The 19,935-nt window shown below is 65.9% G+C and carries 16 protein-coding genes and 3 tRNA genes; 6 read left to right on the forward strand and 13 right to left on the reverse strand.

Annotated features, from left to right (window positions below):
- Nucleotides 1-180: 180 nt before the first annotated feature.
- The 7 genes from dxs to HUT07_RS05840 all read right to left on the reverse strand — a co-directional run bounded on the left by dxs (nt 181) and on the right by HUT07_RS05840 (nt 6,682).
- Nucleotides 181-2,088, reverse strand: coding sequence for a 1-deoxy-D-xylulose-5-phosphate synthase (gene dxs / locus HUT07_RS05810; protein ID WP_176020122.1), 1,908 nt, complete (start codon nt 2,086-2,088; stop codon nt 181-183).
- A gap of 105 nt (nt 2,089-2,193) precedes the next feature.
- Nucleotides 2,194-2,859: an HNH endonuclease gene (locus HUT07_RS05815; RefSeq protein ID WP_025876340.1), complete on the reverse strand. Its 666-nt coding sequence runs from the start codon at nt 2,857-2,859 to the stop codon at nt 2,194-2,196.
- A gap of 434 nt (nt 2,860-3,293) precedes the next feature.
- Complete coding sequence (locus HUT07_RS05820; RefSeq protein WP_176020123.1) at nt 3,294-5,084, reverse strand: acyl-CoA dehydrogenase C-terminal domain-containing protein; 1,791 nt, start codon at nt 5,082-5,084, stop codon at nt 3,294-3,296.
- A 64-nt stretch (nt 5,085-5,148) separates the two neighbouring features.
- On the reverse strand, nt 5,149-5,625 hold the full coding sequence (locus tag HUT07_RS05825; RefSeq protein WP_176020124.1) for an LEA type 2 family protein: 477 nt from the start codon (nt 5,623-5,625) through the stop codon (nt 5,149-5,151).
- A gap of 163 nt (nt 5,626-5,788) precedes the next feature.
- The gene (locus tag HUT07_RS05830; RefSeq protein WP_176020125.1) at nt 5,789-6,340 is read right to left on the reverse strand and encodes a lipocalin family protein; all 552 of its coding nucleotides are present in this window, start codon (nt 6,338-6,340) and stop codon (nt 5,789-5,791) included.
- Between the two features lie 148 nt (nt 6,341-6,488).
- Nucleotides 6,489-6,564 (reverse strand) — tRNA-Phe (locus HUT07_RS05835).
- A gap of 42 nt (nt 6,565-6,606) precedes the next feature.
- Nucleotides 6,607-6,682 (reverse strand) — tRNA-Phe (locus HUT07_RS05840).
- Between the two features lie 338 nt (nt 6,683-7,020).
- Here HUT07_RS05840 and HUT07_RS05845 point away from each other — a divergent pair.
- Nucleotides 7,021-8,040, forward strand: a complete 1,020-nt coding sequence (locus HUT07_RS05845) for an NADP-dependent oxidoreductase (RefSeq protein ID WP_176020126.1) — start codon at nt 7,021-7,023, stop codon at nt 8,038-8,040.
- Between the two features lie 73 nt (nt 8,041-8,113).
- On the opposite strand, the gene HUT07_RS05850 is transcribed toward HUT07_RS05845, so the two are convergent.
- Nucleotides 8,114-8,956, reverse strand: a complete 843-nt coding sequence (locus tag HUT07_RS05850) for a methylated-DNA--[protein]-cysteine S-methyltransferase (protein ID WP_176020127.1) — start codon at nt 8,954-8,956, stop codon at nt 8,114-8,116.
- Between the two features lie 132 nt (nt 8,957-9,088).
- Here HUT07_RS05850 and HUT07_RS05855 point away from each other — a divergent pair, with 132 nt between their 5' ends.
- Together HUT07_RS05855 and HUT07_RS05860 are read left to right on the forward strand one after the other, a co-directional pair.
- Nucleotides 9,089-9,850 (forward strand): SDR family oxidoreductase, encoded by a 762-nt coding sequence (locus tag HUT07_RS05855; protein WP_176020128.1) that lies wholly within the window; start codon nt 9,089-9,091, stop codon nt 9,848-9,850.
- Nucleotides 9,851-10,086: 236 nt separating this feature from the next.
- Nucleotides 10,087-10,260 (forward strand): hypothetical protein, encoded by a 174-nt coding sequence (locus HUT07_RS05860; RefSeq protein WP_176020129.1) that lies wholly within the window; start codon nt 10,087-10,089, stop codon nt 10,258-10,260.
- A gap of 59 nt (nt 10,261-10,319) precedes the next feature.
- Here HUT07_RS05860 and HUT07_RS05865 read toward each other — a convergent pair.
- The 4 genes from HUT07_RS05865 to HUT07_RS05880 all read right to left on the reverse strand — a co-directional run bounded on the left by HUT07_RS05865 (nt 10,320) and on the right by HUT07_RS05880 (nt 13,404).
- Nucleotides 10,320-10,395, reverse strand: a tRNA-Ala gene (locus HUT07_RS05865).
- A 135-nt stretch (nt 10,396-10,530) separates the two neighbouring features.
- Nucleotides 10,531-11,445, reverse strand: coding sequence for an alpha/beta hydrolase (locus HUT07_RS05870; protein WP_176020130.1), 915 nt, complete (start codon nt 11,443-11,445; stop codon nt 10,531-10,533).
- On the reverse strand, nt 11,435-12,328 hold the full coding sequence (locus tag HUT07_RS05875; RefSeq protein WP_176020131.1) for an alpha/beta hydrolase: 894 nt from the start codon (nt 12,326-12,328) through the stop codon (nt 11,435-11,437). The genes HUT07_RS05870 and HUT07_RS05875 overlap by 11 nt, the downstream gene beginning before the upstream one ends.
- Nucleotides 12,329-12,348: 20 nt before the next feature.
- The gene (locus tag HUT07_RS05880; RefSeq protein ID WP_176020132.1) at nt 12,349-13,404 is read right to left on the reverse strand and encodes a sugar phosphate isomerase/epimerase family protein; all 1,056 of its coding nucleotides are present in this window, start codon (nt 13,402-13,404) and stop codon (nt 12,349-12,351) included.
- Nucleotides 13,405-13,505: 101 nt separating this feature from the next.
- Between HUT07_RS05880 and HUT07_RS05885 the strand changes: the two genes are divergently transcribed.
- From HUT07_RS05885 to HUT07_RS05895, 3 genes are all read left to right on the forward strand, one after another.
- The gene (locus HUT07_RS05885) at nt 13,506-14,096 is read left to right on the forward strand and encodes a TetR/AcrR family transcriptional regulator (protein WP_176020133.1); all 591 of its coding nucleotides are present in this window, start codon (nt 13,506-13,508) and stop codon (nt 14,094-14,096) included.
- Between the two features lie 157 nt (nt 14,097-14,253).
- A complete protein-coding gene (locus HUT07_RS05890) occupies nt 14,254-16,584 on the forward strand; it encodes a TonB-dependent receptor (RefSeq protein ID WP_176020134.1) in 2,331 nt (776 codons plus the stop codon).
- A gap of 94 nt (nt 16,585-16,678) precedes the next feature.
- Nucleotides 16,679-17,812 (forward strand): hypothetical protein, encoded by a 1,134-nt coding sequence (locus tag HUT07_RS05895; RefSeq protein WP_176020135.1) that lies wholly within the window; start codon nt 16,679-16,681, stop codon nt 17,810-17,812.
- Nucleotides 17,813-17,855: 43 nt separating this feature from the next.
- Here the strand turns inward: HUT07_RS05895 and HUT07_RS05900 are convergent, their stop codons facing one another.
- Complete coding sequence (locus HUT07_RS05900; protein ID WP_176020136.1) at nt 17,856-19,928, reverse strand: DUF4034 domain-containing protein; 2,073 nt, start codon at nt 19,926-19,928, stop codon at nt 17,856-17,858.
- Between the last annotated feature and the right edge of the window lie 7 nt (nt 19,929-19,935).

Here is a 19,935-nt window from a genome sequence, read left to right on the forward strand (position 1 = left end):
CTCTCTTGTAGATCCACGCCATGCGTGGATGTATTTCTGCGCCACCAGCACTCTTGTAGATCCACGCCATGCGTGGATGTATTTCTGCGCCACCAGCACTCTTGTAGATCCACGCCATGCGTGGATGAGGGGCCCGGGGAGCCACGCATGCCGTGGCTGCCTCATACCCCTGCAGGGTTCTCAGCCCGCCGCGCTCAGCGGCGGATTGCCAGCAGCCAGTTGCGGCCAGCGCTTGAGCAGGGCCGCGCGGATGCCGGCCGCATCGATGCCAGCTTCGGCCAGCAGGTCCTCGCGGCTGGCGTGATGCTGGTAGCTGTCGGGCAGGCCCAGGTGCAGGATCGGGCGCAGCACGTCCTCGGCATTGAGCAGTTCGGCCACGGCCGAACCGGCGCCGCCCGCCACCACGTTGTCTTCGATCGTCACCAGTGCCTCGTGCTGGTTGGCCATGGCCAGTACCAGCTCGCGATCCAGTGGCTTGATGAAACGCATGTTGACCACGCTCAGGCCCAGTTCGCGACCCACCTGTTCGGCGGCGGTGACGGTGCTGCCGAAGGCGAGCAGGGCGACGCGGCTGCCCTGCAGGCGCAGCTCGCCCTTGCCGATCGGCAGGGTCGACAGGTCGCTGCCGGCATCCACGCCGGTGCCGCTGCCACGCGGGTAACGCACCGCCGCCGGGCCGGGGTGCTGCAGGCCGGTGCTGAGCATCTGCCGGCACTCGGCCTCGTTGGACGGGGCCATCACCACCATGTTCGGTACGCAGCGCAGGAAGCTGAGGTCGAGGTTGCCGGCGTGGGTTGCGCCATCCGGGCCGACGACGCCGGCGCGGTCGATCGCAAACAGCACATCCAGGTCCTGGATGGCCACATCGTGCACCAACTGGTCGTACGCGCGCTGCAGGAAGGTGGAATAGATCGCCACCACCGGCTTGCCACCCTGCGTGGCCATGCCTGCGGCCAGGGTCACCGCGTGCTGCTCGGCGATGGCCACATCGAAGTAGCGCTGCGGATACTCCTTGCTGAAGCGCACCAGGCCGGAGCCTTCGCGCATCGCCGGGGTGATGCCATACAGGCGCGGCTCGGCTGCGGCGGCGTCACACAGCCAGTCGCCAAACACGTCGGTATAGGTCGGCTTCTTCGCGCCGGTCTTGGCCACCAGGCCCTTGTCCGGATCGAACGGGCCCACCGCGTGGTAACCGATCTGGTCACCTTCGGCCGGCTCGTAGCCCTTGCCCTTGGTGGTCATGACATGCAGCAGCTTCGGACCCTTGGAGGCACGCAACGTCTTCAGCGCGGACAGCAGCGCTGGCAGGTCATGGCCGTCGATCGGGCCGGTGTAGTGGAAGCCCATTTCCTCGAACATCGTGGACGGCACGAACATGCCCTTCCAGTGTTCTTCCCAGCGCTTCACGAAGCGCGCGGGATTGTTCTTCTTGTCGCCGAGGATCTTCTTGCCGCCTTCGCGCAGCGCATTGAGCGTGCGGCTGCCGGTGGCGCGGCCGAGCATCTTGGTCAGCCCGCCCACCGCCTCGGAGATCGACATGTTGTTGTCGTTGAGGATCACCAGCAGGTTCGGTTCCGGTTCCATGCCGCCGGCGTGCATCAGTGCTTCGAAAGCCATGCCGGCGGTCATCGCACCATCGCCGATCACGGCCACGACCTTGCGATCGTCACCTTCGGTCTGGCGCGCGATGGCCATGCCCAGCGCTGCCGAAATCGAGGTCGAGGAGTGGCCGACGCCGAAGGTGTCGTATTCGCTTTCCTCGCGCTTGGGGAACGGCGCAACGCCATCCTTCTGCTTGACGGTGTGGATCTCGTCGCGGCGACCCGTGAGGATCTTGTGCGGGTACGTCTGGTGCCCGACGTCCCAGACCAGCTGGTCGACCGGGGTCTGGTACAGGTAGTGCAGGGCCACGGTGAGCTCGATCACGCCCAGGCCGGCGGCGAAGTGGCCGCCGCTTTTGCCAACCGATTCGATCAGGTAGGCACGCAGTTCATCGGCAACCGCCGTCAGTTCGGATTCGTCGAACGTGCGCAGGTCATCCGGTGTCTGGATGCGCGCAAGGCGGGGATAGCGGGCAGAGTCGATCATCATGTTCGCACTTGTTCTGAACGCCCATTTTCGCCCTCAAACGGGGGTGGGGCAAGCAAACGCCGCCGTCCGTGACAGGACGGTGAGGGTTGCAATTCCAGGTGTTCAGGTGCAGAGCTTGGAACGCTTGGGCAGCTGGGCCCTCAGGAAGGCCATCTGGTCGGCCAGGATGTTGCGGTTGGACAGGATCAGGTGCTCGATCCAGCTCGGCCGGTAGGGCACCGCCAGCAGCGGCATGCCCGCCTGTTGCGGGGTGCGGTCGCTCTTGCGCGAATTGCAGTGGAAGCAGGCGGTGACGACGTTTTCCCAGGTATCCAGGCCGCCTTTGGACAAGGGCATGACGTGGTCGCGGGTGAGGGTCGGGCGTCCGAACTGCTGGCCGCAGTAAAGGCAGAGATGGGCATCGCGGGCGAACAGGGCCGGGTTGGTCAGGTTCGGCGTCGGGTCCAGCGCACGTGAGCGGGCATGGCCGCGCGCAGCGATGATCGGGTGCAGGTCCATCCCGCTCTGCATGCCACTGCGACGATTGGTCCCACCATGGATGTGCAGGCAGGGATCGCCGAGGGTCCAGGCGACGGCATCGCGGGCGTAGAGGCAGGCGGCGTCCTGCCAGGTGATCCAATCCAGGACCCGCCCGTGACCATCAAGTGAGAGCAACCGGACCGTGCCGGGGCGATGCAGCGTCGTGGCGTTGGGCGATGCTTCGGCGCCCGGAGCAGAAAACGGAGCTCCGGCTTCGATCAGACCCAAGCGTGTAGTGTCTGTCTCCATCGGGAAAACAGCTTATACCTGAATTGTTGCGTTTTGGGTATCGCGACTTGGGCGATACCCAAAACGCAACAATTCAGGTCCGCGCATTCTTCCTAATCCCCGCGCCTTCGGCGCGCCCCCTTTAACAAAAGGGGGCTTTTCTCCAGATGGATTTCGGTGGTTTCCATCCACGCGTGGCGTGGATCTACGTGTCGACCAAGGTCGACACCTACCAACAGCCGCGGGGAGTTGTCGAGGGGCGGGGCGGTGTGGGTTGGCAGGACCGTTGGCGCCATGGATGGCGCCATCGAGCCCCCAAGGATGGGTTTACGGCGTGTCCTGCCAGCCCACACCGCCACGCCATCCCGCAGAAAACCAGCCGTTGCTGTTGCTGTTGCTGTCGCGGGTGCCGGCCAGCGGCCGGCACTACCGCGGGTGCCGGGCGGCAGCCCGGCTCAGGCGCCGAAGCGTTCGTCGTCCATTGCCATCAGCGATGCGGCACCGGCCTGAATGGCGGCGGCGTGGCCGAGGGTGCGTGGCAACACGCGGGCGAAGTAGAAACGTGCGGTCTCGCGCTTGCCCTGGGCGAATGCTGCGCCGTGTGCGCTGGCATCGGCGGCGGCAACGCTGCGCGCCCACCAGTAAGCCAGCACCACATAACCCGAGTAGAACAGGTAGTCGTAGCTGGCTGCGCCCAGTTCGTCCGGGTTGGCGGCCGAACGCTGCAGCACATCCATCGTCAGCTTGCCCCACTCGGCGGCCTTGGCGCGCAGCGGGCCGATGAACTCGGCCAGGCTTTCGTTGCCTTCATTCGCCTTGGCGAACGCTTCGATCTCGGCCAGCATCAGCTTCAGGCCAGCGCCTTGGCTGGACGCGGTCTTGCGGCCGATCAGGTCCAGCGCCTGGATGCCGGTGGTGCCTTCATACAGTGTGGTGATGCGCGCATCGCGGGCCAGCTGTTCCATGCCGTGCTCGCGGATGTAGCCGTGACCACCGAAACACTGCAGGGCGTTGTAGGTGTTCTCGATGCCCCATTCGGTCTGGCAGGCCTTCGAGATCGGGGTCAGGAAGCTCACCAGGGTGTCAGCGCGCTCACGCTCGCCGGCATCTTCTGCATGGTGCGCGACGTCGATCAGGGTGGCGGCATGCAGGGCCAGCAGGCGGCTGCCTTCCACCAGCGACTTGATGGTCAGCAGCATGCGGCGTACGTCCGGATGCACCAGGATCGGGTCGGCCGGCTTGTCCGGGAACTTGGCGCCGCTGAGCGAACGCGACTGCAGGCGCTCACGGCTGTACTTCAGCGCGTTCTGATAGGCGCGTTCGGACAGGCCGATGCCCTGCAGCCCCACGCCCAGGCGTGCAGTGTTCATCATGGTGAACATCGCCTGCAGACCCTTGTGCGGCTGGCCGACCAGGTAGCCCTGCGCGCCGTCGAAATTCATCACGCAGGTGACCGAGCCCTTGATGCCCATCTTGTGTTCGATGGAGCCACAACGCAGCGCGTTGCGCTCACCGACGTTGCCGTCGCGGTCGACCTTGAACTTCGGGGTGACGAACAGCGAGATGCCCTTGGCGCCCGGCGGAGCATCGGGCAGCTTGGCCAGTACCAGGTGCACGATGTTGCCGGTCAGGTCGTGCTCGCCGGCGGTGATGAAGATCTTGGTGCCGGTGATCGAATAGCTGCCATCGGCATTCGGCTCGGCCTTGGTCTTGAGCAGGCCCAGGTCGGTGCCGCAATGTGGTTCGGTCAGGCACATGGTGCCGGTCCAGCGGCCTTCGATCAGGGGCTTCAGGAACGCCTCGTGCTGCCAGGCTTCACCGTGCTGCTTCAGCGCTTCGATCGCGCCGTGCGACAGCAGCGGGAAGTTGCCCCAGGCCAGATTTGCAGCGTTGATCATCTCGTTCAGCGGCACGCCCAGGGTATGCGGCAGGCCCTGGCCGCCCAGTTCCGGTGACGCGGTCAGGCCGGTCCAGCCGCCATCGACGAACTGGTCGTAGGCCTGCTTGAAGCCGGGCGGGGTGGTCACTTCGCCACTGGCCTGGTCGAGCACGCAGCCGATTTCGTCACCCACGCTGTTGAGCGGGGCCAGCACGCTGGCGCTGAAGCGGCCGGCTTCTTCCAGCACAGCATCGACGACATCGGCGGTGGCGTCGGTGAAGCCCAGGCGGGCGAACAGCGGCTCGACCTTCAGCACGTCGTGCAGGCCGAAACGAAGGTCGGAAAGCGGGGCGGTGTAGCTGCTCATCGGTGCGTCTCGATTTGATCAGTAACAGGGGAGCGGCGCGATGCGTCGCGGCGGAAAGCGGAAATCAGCGCAGCACGCCGGGCAGGCCCGGGGCCTGGTTGAGCGTGCTGCGGCTGTTGATATCGAAGGTGCGCTGCTTCTTCTCCTGCGGCGTGGCCGACACCGTGCCCTTCAGGCTATAGGCGAGGGTGCGGTTGCTGGCCAGTGCGTCGGCGATCACCAGGCGCGCGGCCGGGCTGGGTTTGAAGTTGACGTTGATGACATCGGCGGAGACGCCACCGATGGAGATTCCGGGCTTGGCCGACAGGGGGCCGGCCTCGGTGTCGCCGATGGCCAAGGTCAGCGCCACGTCGTCGAAACTCATCGGCATCGAACTGTAGTTCTGCAGACGCAGGGCGATGGTCCAGTCACCGTTGGCCTGCACAGTCAATTGCTGCAGGCTCGCAGCCGGTTCCGAAACACGCTTGACGATGCCATCGCCGCAAGCGACCAGGGCCAGGGTACACAGGACGATCAAGACGGTACGGAAGCGGTGGAGCATGGGCGCAGGTCCTCTGAAGGCGGTGCGTGGAATAAGCATACTACGGCGTATGGTTGAATGGGGCGCGTGCGGCGACCGGCCACAGAGGGTAGCGCGTGAAGATGTACGCGAGGCGTGCGCGATGCCGGATTGCGGACGTGGCGTGCGCCGGTTGGGCGGCGCCTCAGTTGGCGGGTGTGTCGCGCAGGGGCGCCATCATGCGCAGCGGTGCGAGGTCGTAGCCCATCGCTTCGGCCTTGGCCTTGAGCTGGTCGAACAGGGCGCGGTCCATCTCCGGCAGGCGCGCGAGGATCCACAGATACTTGTGGTCGGGTTCACCGACCATCGCCCACTGGTAGTCCGGGTCCAGCGCGATCACCCAGTAGTCGGCCCAGACCAGCGGCACCCAGCTCAGCCAGTCGGGAACGAAGCGCACCTGCAGTTGCCCGGGCTGTCCGGCAACGGGCCGCGCCACACCCTCGGCGACAATCCGCTCGCCATCCGCCTTGCGGCAGGCATTGGTGACGCTGATGCGGCCATCGCGGCGCAGCCCATAGTTGGCGGTGATTTCGCCCACGCACTGCTTCTGGAACGACACCGGCAGATGGGCGATCTCGTGCCACTGGCCGGCGTAGCGATCAATGTCCAGTTCGCTGACAGCACGCACCGGCTCGGCAGCGAGGGCCGGCGCGGCGAAAAGCAGCAGGCAGGCGAGCAGGGCAGGGCGCAGGTGCATGGGTCGGCTCCGGGCAGAATCTGGAGCGTAGGTTGCGCGGCACGCGCAGGTGTAAATGTTTCGTCAACCGGGAGGGGTAGATCCACGCCATGTGTGGATGGCAAACCGCAGACAAAAAAAGACCTGCATTCCTGCAGGTCTTTGAACATGGTGGCCGAGGACGGAATCGAACCGCCGACACGGGGATTTTCAATCCCCTGCTCTACCAACTGAGCTACTCGGCCATGTAGAAAAAAAAGACCTGCATTTCTGCAGGTCTTCGAAAGTGGTGGCCGAGGACGGAATCGAACCGCCGACACGGGGATTTTCAATCCCCTGCTCTACCAACTGAGCTACTCGGCCACTTGTTTCGTTGCAGCGATGTCGCTGCCGAGGACGCGCATATTACGGACGTAGGACAGGTTCGGCAAGCGTTTTGGAAAAAAACCTTCACATTGGTGTCTGCGAACGGCGGAAGGCACTGCAAGTAGTTGATCCTGCGTTGAGTCGGCCAGACCGGGATTGCCGGACGCGGAAAACAGCGGCCCGTCGCTGGCGCCAAAGCTGATGGGGCAAGCGATGCAGCGGCGGAATGGGGAAGGCACCGATGGAACGCTGTTTTCATGGCGCCCACGGGGGCAGGGCGCGGCGTACTGTCGCGGTTCTCCTCCCCGAAGCTGCCCGCAGCAGAGCCATTGGACATGTCAGATTCAACCACCCGCATCGTGCTCGCCTCGCGCCCGCAAGGTGCGCCGGTCGCCGCCAATTTCCGCCTCGAACAGGCGGCTCTGCCAGCGCTGGCACCCGGCCAGGTGCTGCTGCGCAACCGCTATCTTTCGCTGGATCCATACATGCGCGGACGCATGGATGACGGCCCGTCATACGCACCGCCGGTGGCAGTGGATGCGGTGATGGAGGGCCAGACCGTGGCCGAAGTGCTGCAGTCGCAGGCGCCTGGCCTGGCGGTGGGCGAACTGGTGCTGGCCCCGGGCGGCTGGCAGACCCATGCCGTGGTGGCGGCTGATGCGATCAGTCGGCGTCTGGATCCGGCCGGGCTGCCGCTGAGCACGGCGCTGGGCGTGTATGGCATGCCGGGGTTCACCGCGTACTCCAGCCTGATCGAAATCGGCAAGCTGCAGCCTGGTGAGACCCTGGTGGTGGCGGCTGCCACGGGACCGGTCGGTGCTACCGTTGCCCAGTTGGCCAAGCTGCAGGGTGCGCGGGTGGTCGCCATTGCCGGTGGCGAGGCCAAGCGTGCCTACCTGGAGACACTTGGCGTGGATGTGCCACTGGACCATCGCGCCTCCGATTTTGCAGCGCAGCTGCGTGCTGCCGTGCCGGATGGCATCGACGTGTATTTCGAGAACGTGGGCGGGCATGTGCTCGATGCCGTGCTGCCGCTGCTCAATGATTTCGCGCGCATTCCGGTGTGCGGCACCATCGCCACCTACAACGCCCGCGGCGTCGCGCAGCCTGGACCGGATCGACTGCCGGCGCTGTTCAGCCAGATCCTGCGCCAGCGGCTGACCGTGCGTGGCTTCATCGTCCACGACTTCAAGCATCTGTGGCCGGATTTCGAGCGCGACATGCCGCAGTGGCTGCGTGATGGACGCATCCAGTACCGCGAAGACGTCGTGCAGGGTCTGGAGAGCGCACCGGAAGCCTTCTTTGGCCTGCTGCAGGGGCGCAACTTCGGCAAGCTGGTAGTGAAGCTGGACTGATCGATCGCCGGGCATGGTCCGGCACTGCCGCAAATGGAATGCGCCGATCAAGGTCGGCGGCTACCGGTGCACGTCAGCCGTTGGCCGCCTTCTCCCGGCGCAGCAGTTCGCGCTTGCGCGCCACGCCCCACGCGTAACCGGAAAGATCGCCATCACGGCGCACCACGCGATGGCAGGGCACCGCTACCGCCAGCGGGTTGCTTGCGCACGCGCGCGCTACGGCACGGCTCGATCGGGGAGCGCCGATGCGTGCGGCGATATCCGCATATGAGGCGGTCTGCCCGCGCGGGATCTGCTGCAGCGCTTGCCAGACCCGTTGCTGGAATGCGGTGCCACGGATATCCAGTGGCAATGTGGCGCCACGTGAAGGATCCTCCACCAGGCCGACTACCTGCGCCACCAACTTTTCGTAGCCACTGTCGGCACCCACCAGCTCCGCCTGGCGGAAGCGTTGCTGCAACGACTGCAGCAGCCTTTCAGGATCATCGCCGAGCAGGATCGCAACCACACCGGTCGCACTGCTGGCCACCAGTACGCTGCCCAGCGAGCTTTCGGCAAGCGCGAAATGGATGACTTCGCCGCGGCCGCCAGCACGCCACTGCTTCGGGGTCATGCCCAACAGTCGTGGTGCGTTCTCGTAGAAGCGCCCACTGGAGCCGAAACCGGCATCGTGGAAGGCATCGGTGATGCGCTCCTGCTGCTGCAGTCCGACACGCAGGCGGTCAGCGCGCAACGCGGCGGCGTACTGTTTCGGCGTCAGTCCGGTCGCCTGCTTGAACAGGCGGTGCAGCCGGGTCGGGCTGCAGCCGGCGATCCCGGCCAGTTCCTGCAGAGAGGGTTCTTCAAGGCTGGCCTGCAGATGGCGGCAGACCCGTTCGACGCGGGCATCGATAGCAGTGGTGGCGGTGCTGTCCATGGCCGGATTCTGGCATGTGCCGGTTCTGGAGAAACTCCGTTTCCTGCACCCGACAGCCATGCCCGGAAACGGAGTGTCGGCAGGCCTGCAGCACGGCATCGTGGAGGCTACTTCACAGCAGGTACTACGGACATGCGCCTGAACAACAAGATCGCCCTTATCACCGGTGCCAGCGCTGGCATTGGCCGCGCCAGCGCGCTGCGCTTTGCCGCCGAAGGGGCCAAGCTGGTACTCAACGCGCGGCGGCCGCAGCCGCTGCACGATCTGGCCGAGCAGATCCGCGCCGCTGGTCACGAGGTGGTGGTGCACGCTGCCGACATTGCCGATCCGGGTACGGCGCAGGCGCTGGTGGACCTGGCGCAACAATCATTCGGCGGCCTGGACATCGCGCTCAACAATGCCGGCATGCTTGGCCCGGGCGCGCCAGTGGCGGAGTATCCGATGGATGCCTGGCGCGATGTGATGGCGACCAACCTCGATGCCGCCTTCCATGCGGCGCGTGCGCAGTTGCCGGCAGTGCTGGCACGCGGAGGGGGTTCGCTGGTATTCGTCGGCACGTTCGTCGGCCACACCGTGGGATTTCCGGGCATGGCGGCCTACGCGTCGAGCAAGGCCGGGCTGATCGGCCTCAGCCAGGTGATTGCCGCCGAGTACGGCGCACGTGGCGTGCGCAGCAACGTGCTGCTGCCCGGTGGTACCGATACCGAGATGGGTCGGCAGGCCGCGCCGACCGGCGATGCGCGTGATTTCGTGAGCTCGCTGCACGCATTGAAACGCATGGCCAAGCCGGAAGAGATCGCCAACGCGGCCCTGTTCCTGGCCAGTGATGAAAGCAGCTTCGTCACCGGTACCGCGATGCGTGTGGAGGGTGGGGTGTCGATCACCCGAACCTGACCGCGATCACTGGCGCGAGGCGTACAGGATGGCGATCACAACGCCATGCGGCTGCTGGGGCTGGCTTTCGGGCAAGCCCCGTGCAGTGCATGCGGCCGGATGTCCAGCGTGCGCAGTTGCGTTGGGGGCTGAGGCGGGCGGGCTGCACATCGCGTTCGCATGCCGATGACCTGCGGACTACCCGGCAACCTCTAGCGTGGCATCAGGGCTGGCTTCCGCCAGCGCAGGAGCGACCGATGAGCGAACGCGACAAAGACAAGGGCGACCCGAAGCAGGGCATTCAGGAAAGCCGCCAGGACAGGAAGCAGGACGAGGTGGCCAAACAACGGCCGGGCCAGCGCGATCAACAGGTGCGCGATGCGCATTCGCGCAGCCCGCAGCGCAAAGAGGGCGATGAAGATCCCGCCTGAGTTGCCGCTGAAAAGAAAAAACCCGCAGATCACAGAGATCTACGGGTTCTTCCGGATAGTGGTGGAGCCAAGGAGGATCGAACTCCTGACCTCGTCATTGCGAACGACGCGCTCTCCCAGCTGAGCTATGGCCCCATGGGTGGTGTTGCATCCCGTGGGCAGCGGAGCTGGCGCCACGTGACGGCCCTAGCATAGCGCTGGCCGGTGCCGGCTGCAAAGGGGCGGCCCGGACGCAACGGCGCAGGTGCTCTGCGCCGTTGCGGGTCTGCCTCAGGGCAGCAGGGCGACCGCGCGCTGGATCGCGATGTCGGTCGCAGCCGACACGCCATGCAGGTGGATGCAGGCGTGGATCATCCCCGGCAGGCGCTCCAGCGCGCAGTCCACGCCTGCGCCCCGCAGCTGCGCGGCGTACTGTTCAGCTTCGTCGCGCAGCGGGTCGAACTCACAGCTCAGTACCGTGGCTGCCGGCAGCCCGCGTAGATCTGGGGCGTGCAGGGGCGAAGCGAGCGGCTGCCGGCGGTCACCGTCGCCCAGGTAAGCCTGCCAGCAGCGCTGCATCAGTTCGGCGCTGAGGTAGTAGCCGTCGGCGAACTCGCGATAGGAACTGCTGGCCATGGTGGCATCCAATGCCGGGTACAGCAGCAGTTGATGCGATGGCAACGGCAGTCCCTGATCGCGCAGCAGCAGGCAGCACGCGGCGGCGAGATTGCCGCCGGCACTGTCGCCACCGATGCGCAGACGCGCTGGATCAAGGCCCAGGGCTGTGGCATTGGCCTGCAGCCACAGCCACGCGTCTGCGACGTCGTGCAGCGGCGTCGGGAACGGATGCTCCGGGGCCAGCCGATAACCGACGGCAGCGATGACATGGCCGCTGGCATTGGCCAAGGCCCGGCAAGGGCCGTCATAGACCGCCAGCGAGCACTGGAACCAGCCACCGCCGTGGGCGAACAACAGGGCAGGGCGCGGGTCCGTACTGATGGCTGCGGGCGTGTACAGGCGCACGACCAGCGCATGGCCGTCGCGCGCGCTGATGACGTGCTCCACGACATGCGATACCGCCTCGGTGGCACCCTGCAGCGTGGGCAGCGCCTGCTCACTGAGTGCGCGCAGTTCCAGCAGGTCGTCTGGCAATGGTTGCGCCGCCACCGCATCCACGAACGACTGCAACGCAGGTTCAAGCGGCATGGCCAGCCTCCTGCAGGAACGGTAGCAGCTGGGCGAGGAACGCCTGCGGTGCTTCTTCCATGATGAAGTGACCGCAGCCCGGAACGACGCTGCCGCGCAGGTCGTCGGCGTGCGGCTGCAGGGTCAGCATCGGTGCGTTGCCGGTAGCGTGCTCGGCGCCGATGGCCAGCACCGGCATCGTCAACCGGCGTTGTGCGCGGAGCTGGTTCTGGCGGATGGTTTCCGGAATCGCGCGGTACCAGGCAAACCCTGCACGCAACGCACCAGGGCGGCTGTAGGCGGCGATGTAGGTCTCGCTGGCCACGGTATCGCGCCGGTACGACCAGCGGTCGAACATGAAGTCCAGGTAGGCACGTTCGCGACCCGTGATGAGGGCCTCGGGCAGGTCGGCGACCTGGTTGAACATGAAGTGCCACAGGAAGATGTTGTCAGCCGGTGCGGCGAAGATACCCGGCTCAGGTGCCAGCCCGGGAATCACCGCCTCGGTCACAGCCAGGCGCTGTACCGCCTGCGGCTGGTCGCTGGCCAATGCATAGGCAATCCACATGCCGATGTCATGGCCGACCACCTGGTAACGCTCGTGGCCCAAGGCCTGCATGGTCTGGTGCAGTACCGCGGCGGCACTGCCGGTGTCGTAGCCATGCGCGGGACGATCGGATTCGCCGATGCCGGGTGGGTCGACCGCGATCGCTTCAAAACCAGCCTCGGCGAGGGCATGCAGCACGTGGCGCCAGGCATACCAGGTCTGCGGCCAGCCCGGGATCAACAGTACCGGTTGACCGCTGCCGGCGGATACGCAATGCACGCGTTGGCCGTCGATGCGCAGGTAATGGTGGCGCAGGGTATCGTCGCCGGCGGTACCAGCGGTGGGGAGGTTCGTCATGGGAATGTTCCTGTGGGGGCTCAGGCGATGCCGAGCATGTGCTGCATCTGGGCGCTGCTGATCGGCGCGCCGGCGAAGTCGTCGAAGATCTTGTCGGTGACCGGGATGATGTGGTCGCGGATGAAGGCAGCACCTTCGCGCGCGCCGGCCTCCTGGTCCTTCAGGCAGCACTCCCACTCCAGCGTCGCCCAGCCGGCGTAGTCGTACTGCGCCAGCTTGGAGAAGATCGACCTGAAATCGACCTGGCCATCGCCCAGCGAGCGGAAGCGGCCGGCGCGTTCGGTCCAGTCAGCGTAGCCACCGTAGATGCCCTGGCGGCCAGTGGGGCGGAACTCCGCGTCCTTGACATGGAACATGCGGACCAGCGGATGGTAGATGTCCAGGAACTGCAGGTAATCCAGCTGCTGCAGCACGAGGTGGCTGGGATCGAACAGGATGCGGCAGCGCTCGTGCTGGCCTACGCGCTCGAAGAAGCGTTCAAAGCTGGTGCCGTCGTGCAGGTCTTCGCTGGGATGGATCTCGTAGCAGAGGTTGATGCCGTTGTCCTCGCAGGTATCGAGGATCGGCCGCCAGCGACGCGCCAGCTCATCGAACGCGGTATCGATCAGGCCCGGCGGGCGCTGCGGGAACGGGAACAGATACGGCCAGGCGAATGAGCCGGAGAAGGTGCCCATGTCCTGCAGACCGAGCCGGCGCGAGGCGCGGGCGGCCAGATGCAGCTGCTGCTGCGCCCATTCGCTGCGTGCCTGCGGATTGCCACGCAGCGCTTCCGGGGCAAAGCCATCGCACAGTTCATCGTAGGCCGGATGTACCGCCACCAGCTGGCCCAGGATGTGGGTGGTCAGCTCGCTGACCTGCAGGCCGTGCTCGGCCAGGGTGCCGCGGATGTCATCGCAGTAGTCCTGGCTGTCGGCAGCGGTGGCCAGGTCGAACAGGCGCGCATCCCATGCCGGAATCTGCAGGGCCTTGAAGCCATGGCCGGCCGCCCAGGCAGCGATGCCGGACAGGCTGTTGAACGGCGCTTGGTCGCCAGCGAACTGCGCCAGATGCAGGCTGGGGCCTTTGAGGGTTTGCATGTGTTTCTCCAATTGTTTGTCGGTCGACAAAGAATAGGTGCGTGCATCGGAATGGTCAACACCCGCGCTACACTGCGCGCCTCAGAACGGCAGGCAGGCAGATGGCAGGGCGACCGCGCGAATTCGACAGGGACCAGGCGTTGCGCAAGGCGATGCTGTTGTTCTGGCAGCACGGCTATGAGGGCACCTCGATGTCGGCCCTGGTCGAAGCGCTTGGCATTGCCTCGGCGCGCATCTACGCCGCGTTCGGCAGCAAGGAGCAGTTGTTCCGCGAAGCGGTGGCGCTGTACGAGGAAGGCGAGGGTGGCTTCGCGCCGCGTGCGCTGGAGCAGGCGTCACTGCGCGATGCGATCGGCAGCATGCTGCGTGATGCCGTACTGACCTACACCCGTCGGGGTCGTCCGCATGGCTGCCTGGTGGTGTCCTCGGCCAGCAGCGTGTCACCGGATGGCGAAGGCGTACGCGACTGGCTGGCCAGCCATCGGCGCCAGCGCACGGCGGCGATCATCGCGCGGCTGCAGCAGGCGCAGGCGGCCGGCGAGCTGGCGGCCGATCTGTCGGTACAGGCGCTGGGCGATCATTTCGCCACGGTGCTGCATGGCATTTCGGTGCAGGCGCGTGACGGCATCAGCCGTGACCGGCTGTTGGCGATGGTCGAGGTGGCTCTCGCACCGTTGCCTCAGCACGGCTGAGAGAGGCTGGACTGTGCCGAAAACGGCTTGATGCCCCGGTTGTCCACCGGCGCAACGAAATTGTAACAATTTGGAGGATAATGGCCGCTTGCGCAGTTTTCCTCCCAATTGCCGCCCGGTCAGCGCAGGCCGCACGGACGCCTCCTCAGAGCTTTCGATGCCTTCCCATTCCGATTCCCGCCGTTCGTCGGGCATGTCGTCCTCCCTCGTTTCCTTCCGCCGCCACCCGCTGGCCCTGGCTTGTGCGGGCCTGGCGCTGGCTGCCAGCTTCGCTGCTGCCGCGCAGGACAGTGCGCCGACCCCGACCGGGCTGGACACCATCACCGTGACCGCCGAGCACCGCGAGCAGAACCTGCAGGAAGTGCCGGTGTCGGTAGGCGTGGTGCAGGGCGAGCGCATGCGCGACTTCACCGCCGGCGGCGACGACACACTGCTGGCGCTATCCGGCCGCGTGCCGAGCCTGTATGCGGAAACCACCACCGGCCGCATCTTCCCGCGCTTCTACATCCGCGGCCTGGGCAACATCGACTTCTACCTGGGTGCCTCGCAGCCGGTGTCGATCATCCAGGACGACGTGGTGCTGGAGCACGTGGTGCTGAAGTCCAACCCGGTCTATGACGTGGACCAGGTGGAAGTGCTGCGCGGCCCGCAGGGCTCGCTGTTCGGCCGCAACACCACCGCCGGCATCGTCAAGTTCGACACCCTCAAGCCGACCCAGGACTACAGCGGCCGCGTCAGCGCCAGCTACGCCTCCTACAACAGCGTGTCGATCGACGGCGGCTTCGGCGGCCCGATCAACGACATCGCCTCGTTCCGCGTGTCGGCCCTGTACCAGCACCGCGACGACTACGTCGACAACACCTACACCGGCCCCAGCGCCGACGGCACGGTCAGCCCGAAGAAGAATGCCATGGGCGGCTTCGACGACCGTAACGTGCGTGCGCAGCTGCTGCTGACCCCGAGCGACCAGTTCTCGATCCTGGCCTCGGCTCACGCCCGCGATTACGAAGGCACCTCGACCCTGTTCCTGCGCAATGCGCTGACCAAGGGTTCGAACAAGACCGACGTGCCGCGCGACCAGGTGGCCTATGACGAGGCCGACAACAACCCGCAGGCGTACAAGACCTACGGTGGTTCGGTGAAGGCGCGCTATGACTTCGGCGCGATCGACTTCACCTCGATCACCGCGTACGAAACCACCTCCGGCTACAGCCGCGGTGACACCGACGGCGGCGCTGCAGTCAACTTCCCGGTCAATGGCGTGCCGAACGGCTACGGCCAGTCGATGGGCCAGATCCGTGACCTGGACCAGTGGACCCAGGAATTCCGCCTGGCCAGCCACGATGACAGAGCTCTGCAGTGGCAGGCCGGCGCGTTCTACTTCAACGGCAGCGACACCACCGACTTCTATCAGCGCGCCTGGTTCCTGAAGGGCGCGGCGCGCAACCCGAACAACTGGGTGCGCCTGCGCAACAAGAACACCTCGTGGGCCGGCTTTGGTCAGCTCAGCTATGCCTTCACCGACAAGTTCACCGTCACCGCCGGCCTGCGCCAGACCCGCGATGAGAAGCACACCCGTCTGTTGAAGACCGCTGATACCGCTGCCGGCGTGGTCACCTACAAGGGCCGCACCGACGTCAAGATGACCGACACCACCCCGAGCTGGGATCTGAGCGCGATGTATCAGATCACCCCGGACGTGAGCGTCTACGCAAAGGTCGCGCGCGGCTTCCGCGGCCCGACCATCCAGGGCCGTTCGGCGGTGTTCAACGCCGACTTCACCACCGCTGATTCGGAGACGATCCTGTCCTGGGAAGCCGGCGTGAAGAGCAGCCTGTGGGACAACCGCCTGCGCTTGAATGCCACTGCGTTCACCTACACCGTCAACGACATCCAGCTCAACGGCAACGATTCGGACGGCAATGGCGTGTTGTTCAACGCCGACAAGGCCAAGGCCTATGGCTTTGAAGCGGACATGGAGCTGCGCCCGATCCCGAACCTGACCCTGAGTGCGGGCCTGAGCCTGCTGCACAGCGAGATCAAGGACAAGCGCGTCTACGCGCAGGTCTGCGCACTGAACGGCAAGGTGGTATGCACCGTGGACGACCCGACGATCAAGGTCGGTGCCAACACGTTCGCCCAGATCGACGGCAACCCGCTGCCGAACGCGCCGAAGTACAACATCAATCTGGCTGCGCGCTACGACTTCCCGCTCAGCGATGCAGGCACGATGTTCGTGTCCACCGACTGGAACAAGCAGGGCTACACCAGCTTCGTGCTGTACGACAGCCAGGAGTTCAATTCAAAGGGTGACTTCGAAGGCGGCCTGAAGATCGGCTACTCGGGCAACTACGGCGCCTATGAAGTGTCGCTGTTCGCGCGCAACATCACCAACGAGAAGAACCTCAAGGGTGTGATCGAGAACTACATGGCCGCGGTCTACAACGAGCCGCGTACCGTGGGTGTCTCGCTGAACATGAACTGGTAAATCCAGCCGTCCGCGTTTCGAGAACGGCGCTCCTGGAGCGCCGTTTTTCGTGTGCCATGCTAAGGTCCGACGCTGTGTTGAAAGGATCTCGACCATGCTTGATGCGCTGTACCAGACCTATTCCGAAACCAGTGCCGGTGCAGACCTGCAGGCGCGTTGCCGGGAGCAGGTGGTGTCCTGGCGTTGGGCGACCCACTCGATGGCTTTCGTGGTGCCGTTCATGCGGGAAGAGCATGGCGGGCCGGTGCCGCGCTGGATCGTCGATGGCAAGGCTGACCCGGCCAGGCATGTGCGCCATGGGCTTGATGCGGAAGGGCGGATCATCCTTGAGTGCGACCCCAGCGGGGGCGTGTCGGTCTGGCTGCATCTGCTGGACGTTCGACAGCAGTTCTCCTTCTATAACTCCGGCAGCCTCGGCTCGATCATGGAGTTCCGCGAGCCCGGTGGGCGCCTGCAGGAACTGGAGTTGGCTGCCGACGGCCGTGGCTTCACCGAGCACTACGCGTGGGAAGGCGAGCGCCTGCAGCGGGTGCTGATCGAGAACCGGGGCGGCGGCAGGCGCACCTGGTGGTGCCAGCGCCTGCATGACTATGATGATGACGGCCAGTTGCAGCGGATGACGCTGGAGTACCTGGACAGCAGGAGGCGCCGCAAGGGCGACGCGCAGCTGCTCTATCTGCGGCCGAGGAAGGGAGAAACGCTGGCGACGGTCAGCACCGAGGTGCAATGCCTGTTGCAGCAGGCACTCTCCGATGCCCTGTCAGGCATCCCGCAGGAAGAGCCGCTGTACTGCCTGCTGCTGTGCTTCACCGAGGAAGACGTGCCGGCGGCATGGCCGCCGTTCCTGGTCTGGGGCCGGCAGTCCTATCGTGAGCAGGTACTGGCACGGGGCGAGGACATTGCCTATTACCTGTGGGCACCGGATGAGATCCGTGAAGCGCAGGCCGGGTCCTGCGAATGCTGGTTCGATGCGCCCGCGCTGGTCGAGGCGTGTACCCGACACAACCAGTACATGGCGCTGCGGCAGAGCTCGGCCTCGGCGATGCAGGTGCTGAAAACGGTGGCCGCCTGGCTGGATGAGCCGGAACAGCGCGGACGGTTGCGGACCACCGATGATTTCGTAGTGGCGGTGGCAGACAACACCGGCAGTGTTGATCCGTTGCCGGCCCTGCGGCGGGCGCTGGCGCCCGAGCGCTGGGCACTGCTGAAGTCGCGCGGTTACGTTTGATCCGGAGGCGGCCCGGTGGCGTGGGCCGCCCTCCCGTGTTGCCTCAGACCGCAGTGAGGTTGCTGTCCTGCGTGCGCTGGCCGAAGGTCAGCGCCCAGGTGGCGCTGTCCACCTGCTGGCGGTCCTGTTCCTGCTGCCTGCGCGCGCGGCTGGCACCGAACCAGCGACCTTCGCCGTTGATCAGCGGCGCCATGCGCACCACATCCACGTACTCGGTATCGATTTCGCTGGCGCGTTGCAGCCAGGTCAGGGCCAGGAAGGCGTTGGCCGGCACACCGTTGCCGAAGTGGTAGACATCGGCCAGATACCCGGCGGCCCATAGCTTGTCGTCGTCCTCACCGCGCCACCACAGCGGAATCAAAGCCCGTTCGACCGCCTCGCGCTTGTACGCGTCGTTCTGTCCATCGAAGGCCAGGCAGGCCAGGTTGCGGCAGGTCGGGCCCCACACGCGCTCACCAGCGTCGGCCTCGCGCAGGCAACGCAGGTACAGCTCGCGCGCACGCGCTTCATTGTCAGTGCCACCGGCGGCGACCAGGCGCACGCCAAGGTTATAGGTGGCGATCAGGTCACCGCCTTCCACGGCACGCTCCTGCCAGTACAGGGCCTTCTGCGCATCAACGAAATCCGGCTGGTCGCGGCCGCCCAGTCGGCCCTTGTACAGATCGCACAGCGCGGCCATCGCACCGGCATCGCCGTCGTCGGCCATGCGCTGCAGCAGCGACATGCCAGCGTCCTGCGAGACATCGCAGAACAGGTTGGATGCAAATGTGACCGTGGAGGTTTTCTGCTGCGCCGCCAGTGTCAGGGCGCGCTGCAGCAGCGGCTGTGCACGTGCCGGGTCGGCGGTCTGGCCCAGCATCCCGTGCTCGATGGCGGTAGCCGCCCAGAGCAGGCCGAGCGCCGAATCGCCTTCGCGTGCGGCGTAGTCCACGACCTGCGCGAACAGTGCTTCGGCACCGTCCACGTGAGCGAACCAGGTGCAGGCCTCCAGGTTGCTGAAGCCATCATGCAGGACCACGTCACGATCCAGGGCCCAGGCCTGCTGCAGGTCCTCGAGTACCGCCCGCATGTGTCCGGCGTTCCATTGCACATCGCCATCGTCGTCCTCGCTGCGGCCCAGGCAGTAGCGCAGCGATGCACGCTGGATCAGCACCTGTGCACGTACGAAGCGTTCGAGGTGCCAGTCCAGGATCCGCGCATACGCCCGCTCGTGCATGGCCACTGCTTCGGCATCGTCGCGGTGTGGCAGCTCGCCCATCCAGTCCTGTTCCTTGCACCAGCGCAATGCGTTGCGCTGCGCCAGCTCCAGGCCACGGCACCAGCTGCCTTCGATGAAGTCCTCCATCGCCTCGTGGCTGCCGCCCCAGCGCGGATACAGGTAGTAGATGGTGTCTTCCAGCGTGCTCAGGTCATCGGGCCGCTGCGCGAGCACCTGGCGCATCCAGTAGGCCAGGGGCGCACCGAATTCGTCCTGGCTGCGCTCCCGCAGCAGCGCGGGCAGTTCGTCGGGCAGGGACGACAGCGGCGCGCCGAAGCGCGAGAGCAGCTGCAGAGCCTGCGGCCAGGCCTGCGGATAGTGCTCGGCCAGTGCCTCTTCATCGGATTCGGCGGGTTGGCCGGCCTGCAGTGCCAGCAGCCAGTTCGGCTCGCGCAGGTAGCTGGTGATGCGCTTGATGCCATCCAACGCCAGTGCGGGTCGCGGTGAAAGTGCAGCCGCCTGCAGGTACGCATGCACGGCATGGTCGCGCGCCAGCTGCGCAGCCAGCCACTGGCTGTCCTCCACCAGTGCGGCCACGTCGGCACTGCGCAGCGCACCGGCGGCCGACTCCCAGCACGCACCCAGGCGCAGATGGGCGTAGTAGCTGTGCGGTGCGGCGGCGGCCCACTGCTGTGCCTGCTTCAGGCGTTCATCCAGGCTGAGCGTTGCGTCATGCAGATTGCGCAGGCGCCAGCGGATGCCGGGCAGCTGCTTCGTGCCGTCCAGCCAGGCCTGTTCGTGCGGTCCCAGCAGTGCATCCAGCGCTGCGTAGTCCTGTTCCTGCAGTGCGCTCCGCGCCTGGGCACGCCAAGCCAAGTCCTCGACGGAGAGCCCGTCCTTCGCAAGTCCATTTGTCATCTGATGC

It is taken from the genome of Stenotrophomonas sp. NA06056 (assembly GCF_013364355.1).
In the GTDB taxonomy this organism is placed as follows: Bacteria; Pseudomonadota; Gammaproteobacteria; order Xanthomonadales; family Xanthomonadaceae; genus Stenotrophomonas.

Excerpts from the sequence above, each read along its gene's own strand:
- HUT07_RS05880 (WP_176020132.1), bottom strand. The coding sequence starts at position 13,404 with ATGCAAACCCTCAAAGGCCCCAGCCTGCATCTGGCGCAGTTCGCTGGC.
- HUT07_RS05870 (WP_176020130.1), bottom strand. The coding sequence starts at position 11,445 with ATGCCGCTTGAACCTGCGTTGCAGTCGTTCGTGGATGCGGTGGCGGCG.
- HUT07_RS05830 (WP_176020125.1), bottom strand. The coding sequence starts at position 6,340 with ATGCACCTGCGCCCTGCCCTGCTCGCCTGCCTGCTGCTTTTCGCCGCG.
- HUT07_RS05845 (WP_176020126.1), top strand. The coding sequence starts at position 7,021 with ATGTCAGATTCAACCACCCGCATCGTGCTCGCCTCGCGCCCGCAAGGT.
- HUT07_RS05875 (WP_176020131.1), bottom strand. The coding sequence starts at position 12,328 with ATGACGAACCTCCCCACCGCTGGTACCGCCGGCGACGATACCCTGCGC.
- HUT07_RS05855 (WP_176020128.1), top strand. The coding sequence starts at position 9,089 with ATGCGCCTGAACAACAAGATCGCCCTTATCACCGGTGCCAGCGCTGGC.
- dxs (WP_176020122.1), bottom strand. The coding sequence starts at position 2,088 with ATGATCGACTCTGCCCGCTATCCCCGCCTTGCGCGCATCCAGACACCG.
- HUT07_RS05815 (WP_025876340.1), bottom strand. The coding sequence starts at position 2,859 with ATGGAGACAGACACTACACGCTTGGGTCTGATCGAAGCCGGAGCTCCG.
- HUT07_RS05860 (WP_176020129.1), top strand. The coding sequence starts at position 10,087 with ATGAGCGAACGCGACAAAGACAAGGGCGACCCGAAGCAGGGCATTCAG.
- HUT07_RS05885 (WP_176020133.1), top strand. The coding sequence starts at position 13,506 with ATGGCAGGGCGACCGCGCGAATTCGACAGGGACCAGGCGTTGCGCAAG.
- HUT07_RS05890 (WP_176020134.1), top strand. The coding sequence starts at position 14,254 with ATGCCTTCCCATTCCGATTCCCGCCGTTCGTCGGGCATGTCGTCCTCC.
- HUT07_RS05820 (WP_176020123.1), bottom strand. The coding sequence starts at position 5,084 with ATGAGCAGCTACACCGCCCCGCTTTCCGACCTTCGTTTCGGCCTGCAC.
- HUT07_RS05900 (WP_176020136.1), bottom strand. The coding sequence starts at position 19,928 with ATGACAAATGGACTTGCGAAGGACGGGCTCTCCGTCGAGGACTTGGCT.
- HUT07_RS05850 (WP_176020127.1), bottom strand. The coding sequence starts at position 8,956 with ATGGACAGCACCGCCACCACTGCTATCGATGCCCGCGTCGAACGGGTC.
- HUT07_RS05895 (WP_176020135.1), top strand. The coding sequence starts at position 16,679 with ATGCTTGATGCGCTGTACCAGACCTATTCCGAAACCAGTGCCGGTGCA.
- HUT07_RS05825 (WP_176020124.1), bottom strand. The coding sequence starts at position 5,625 with ATGCTCCACCGCTTCCGTACCGTCTTGATCGTCCTGTGTACCCTGGCC.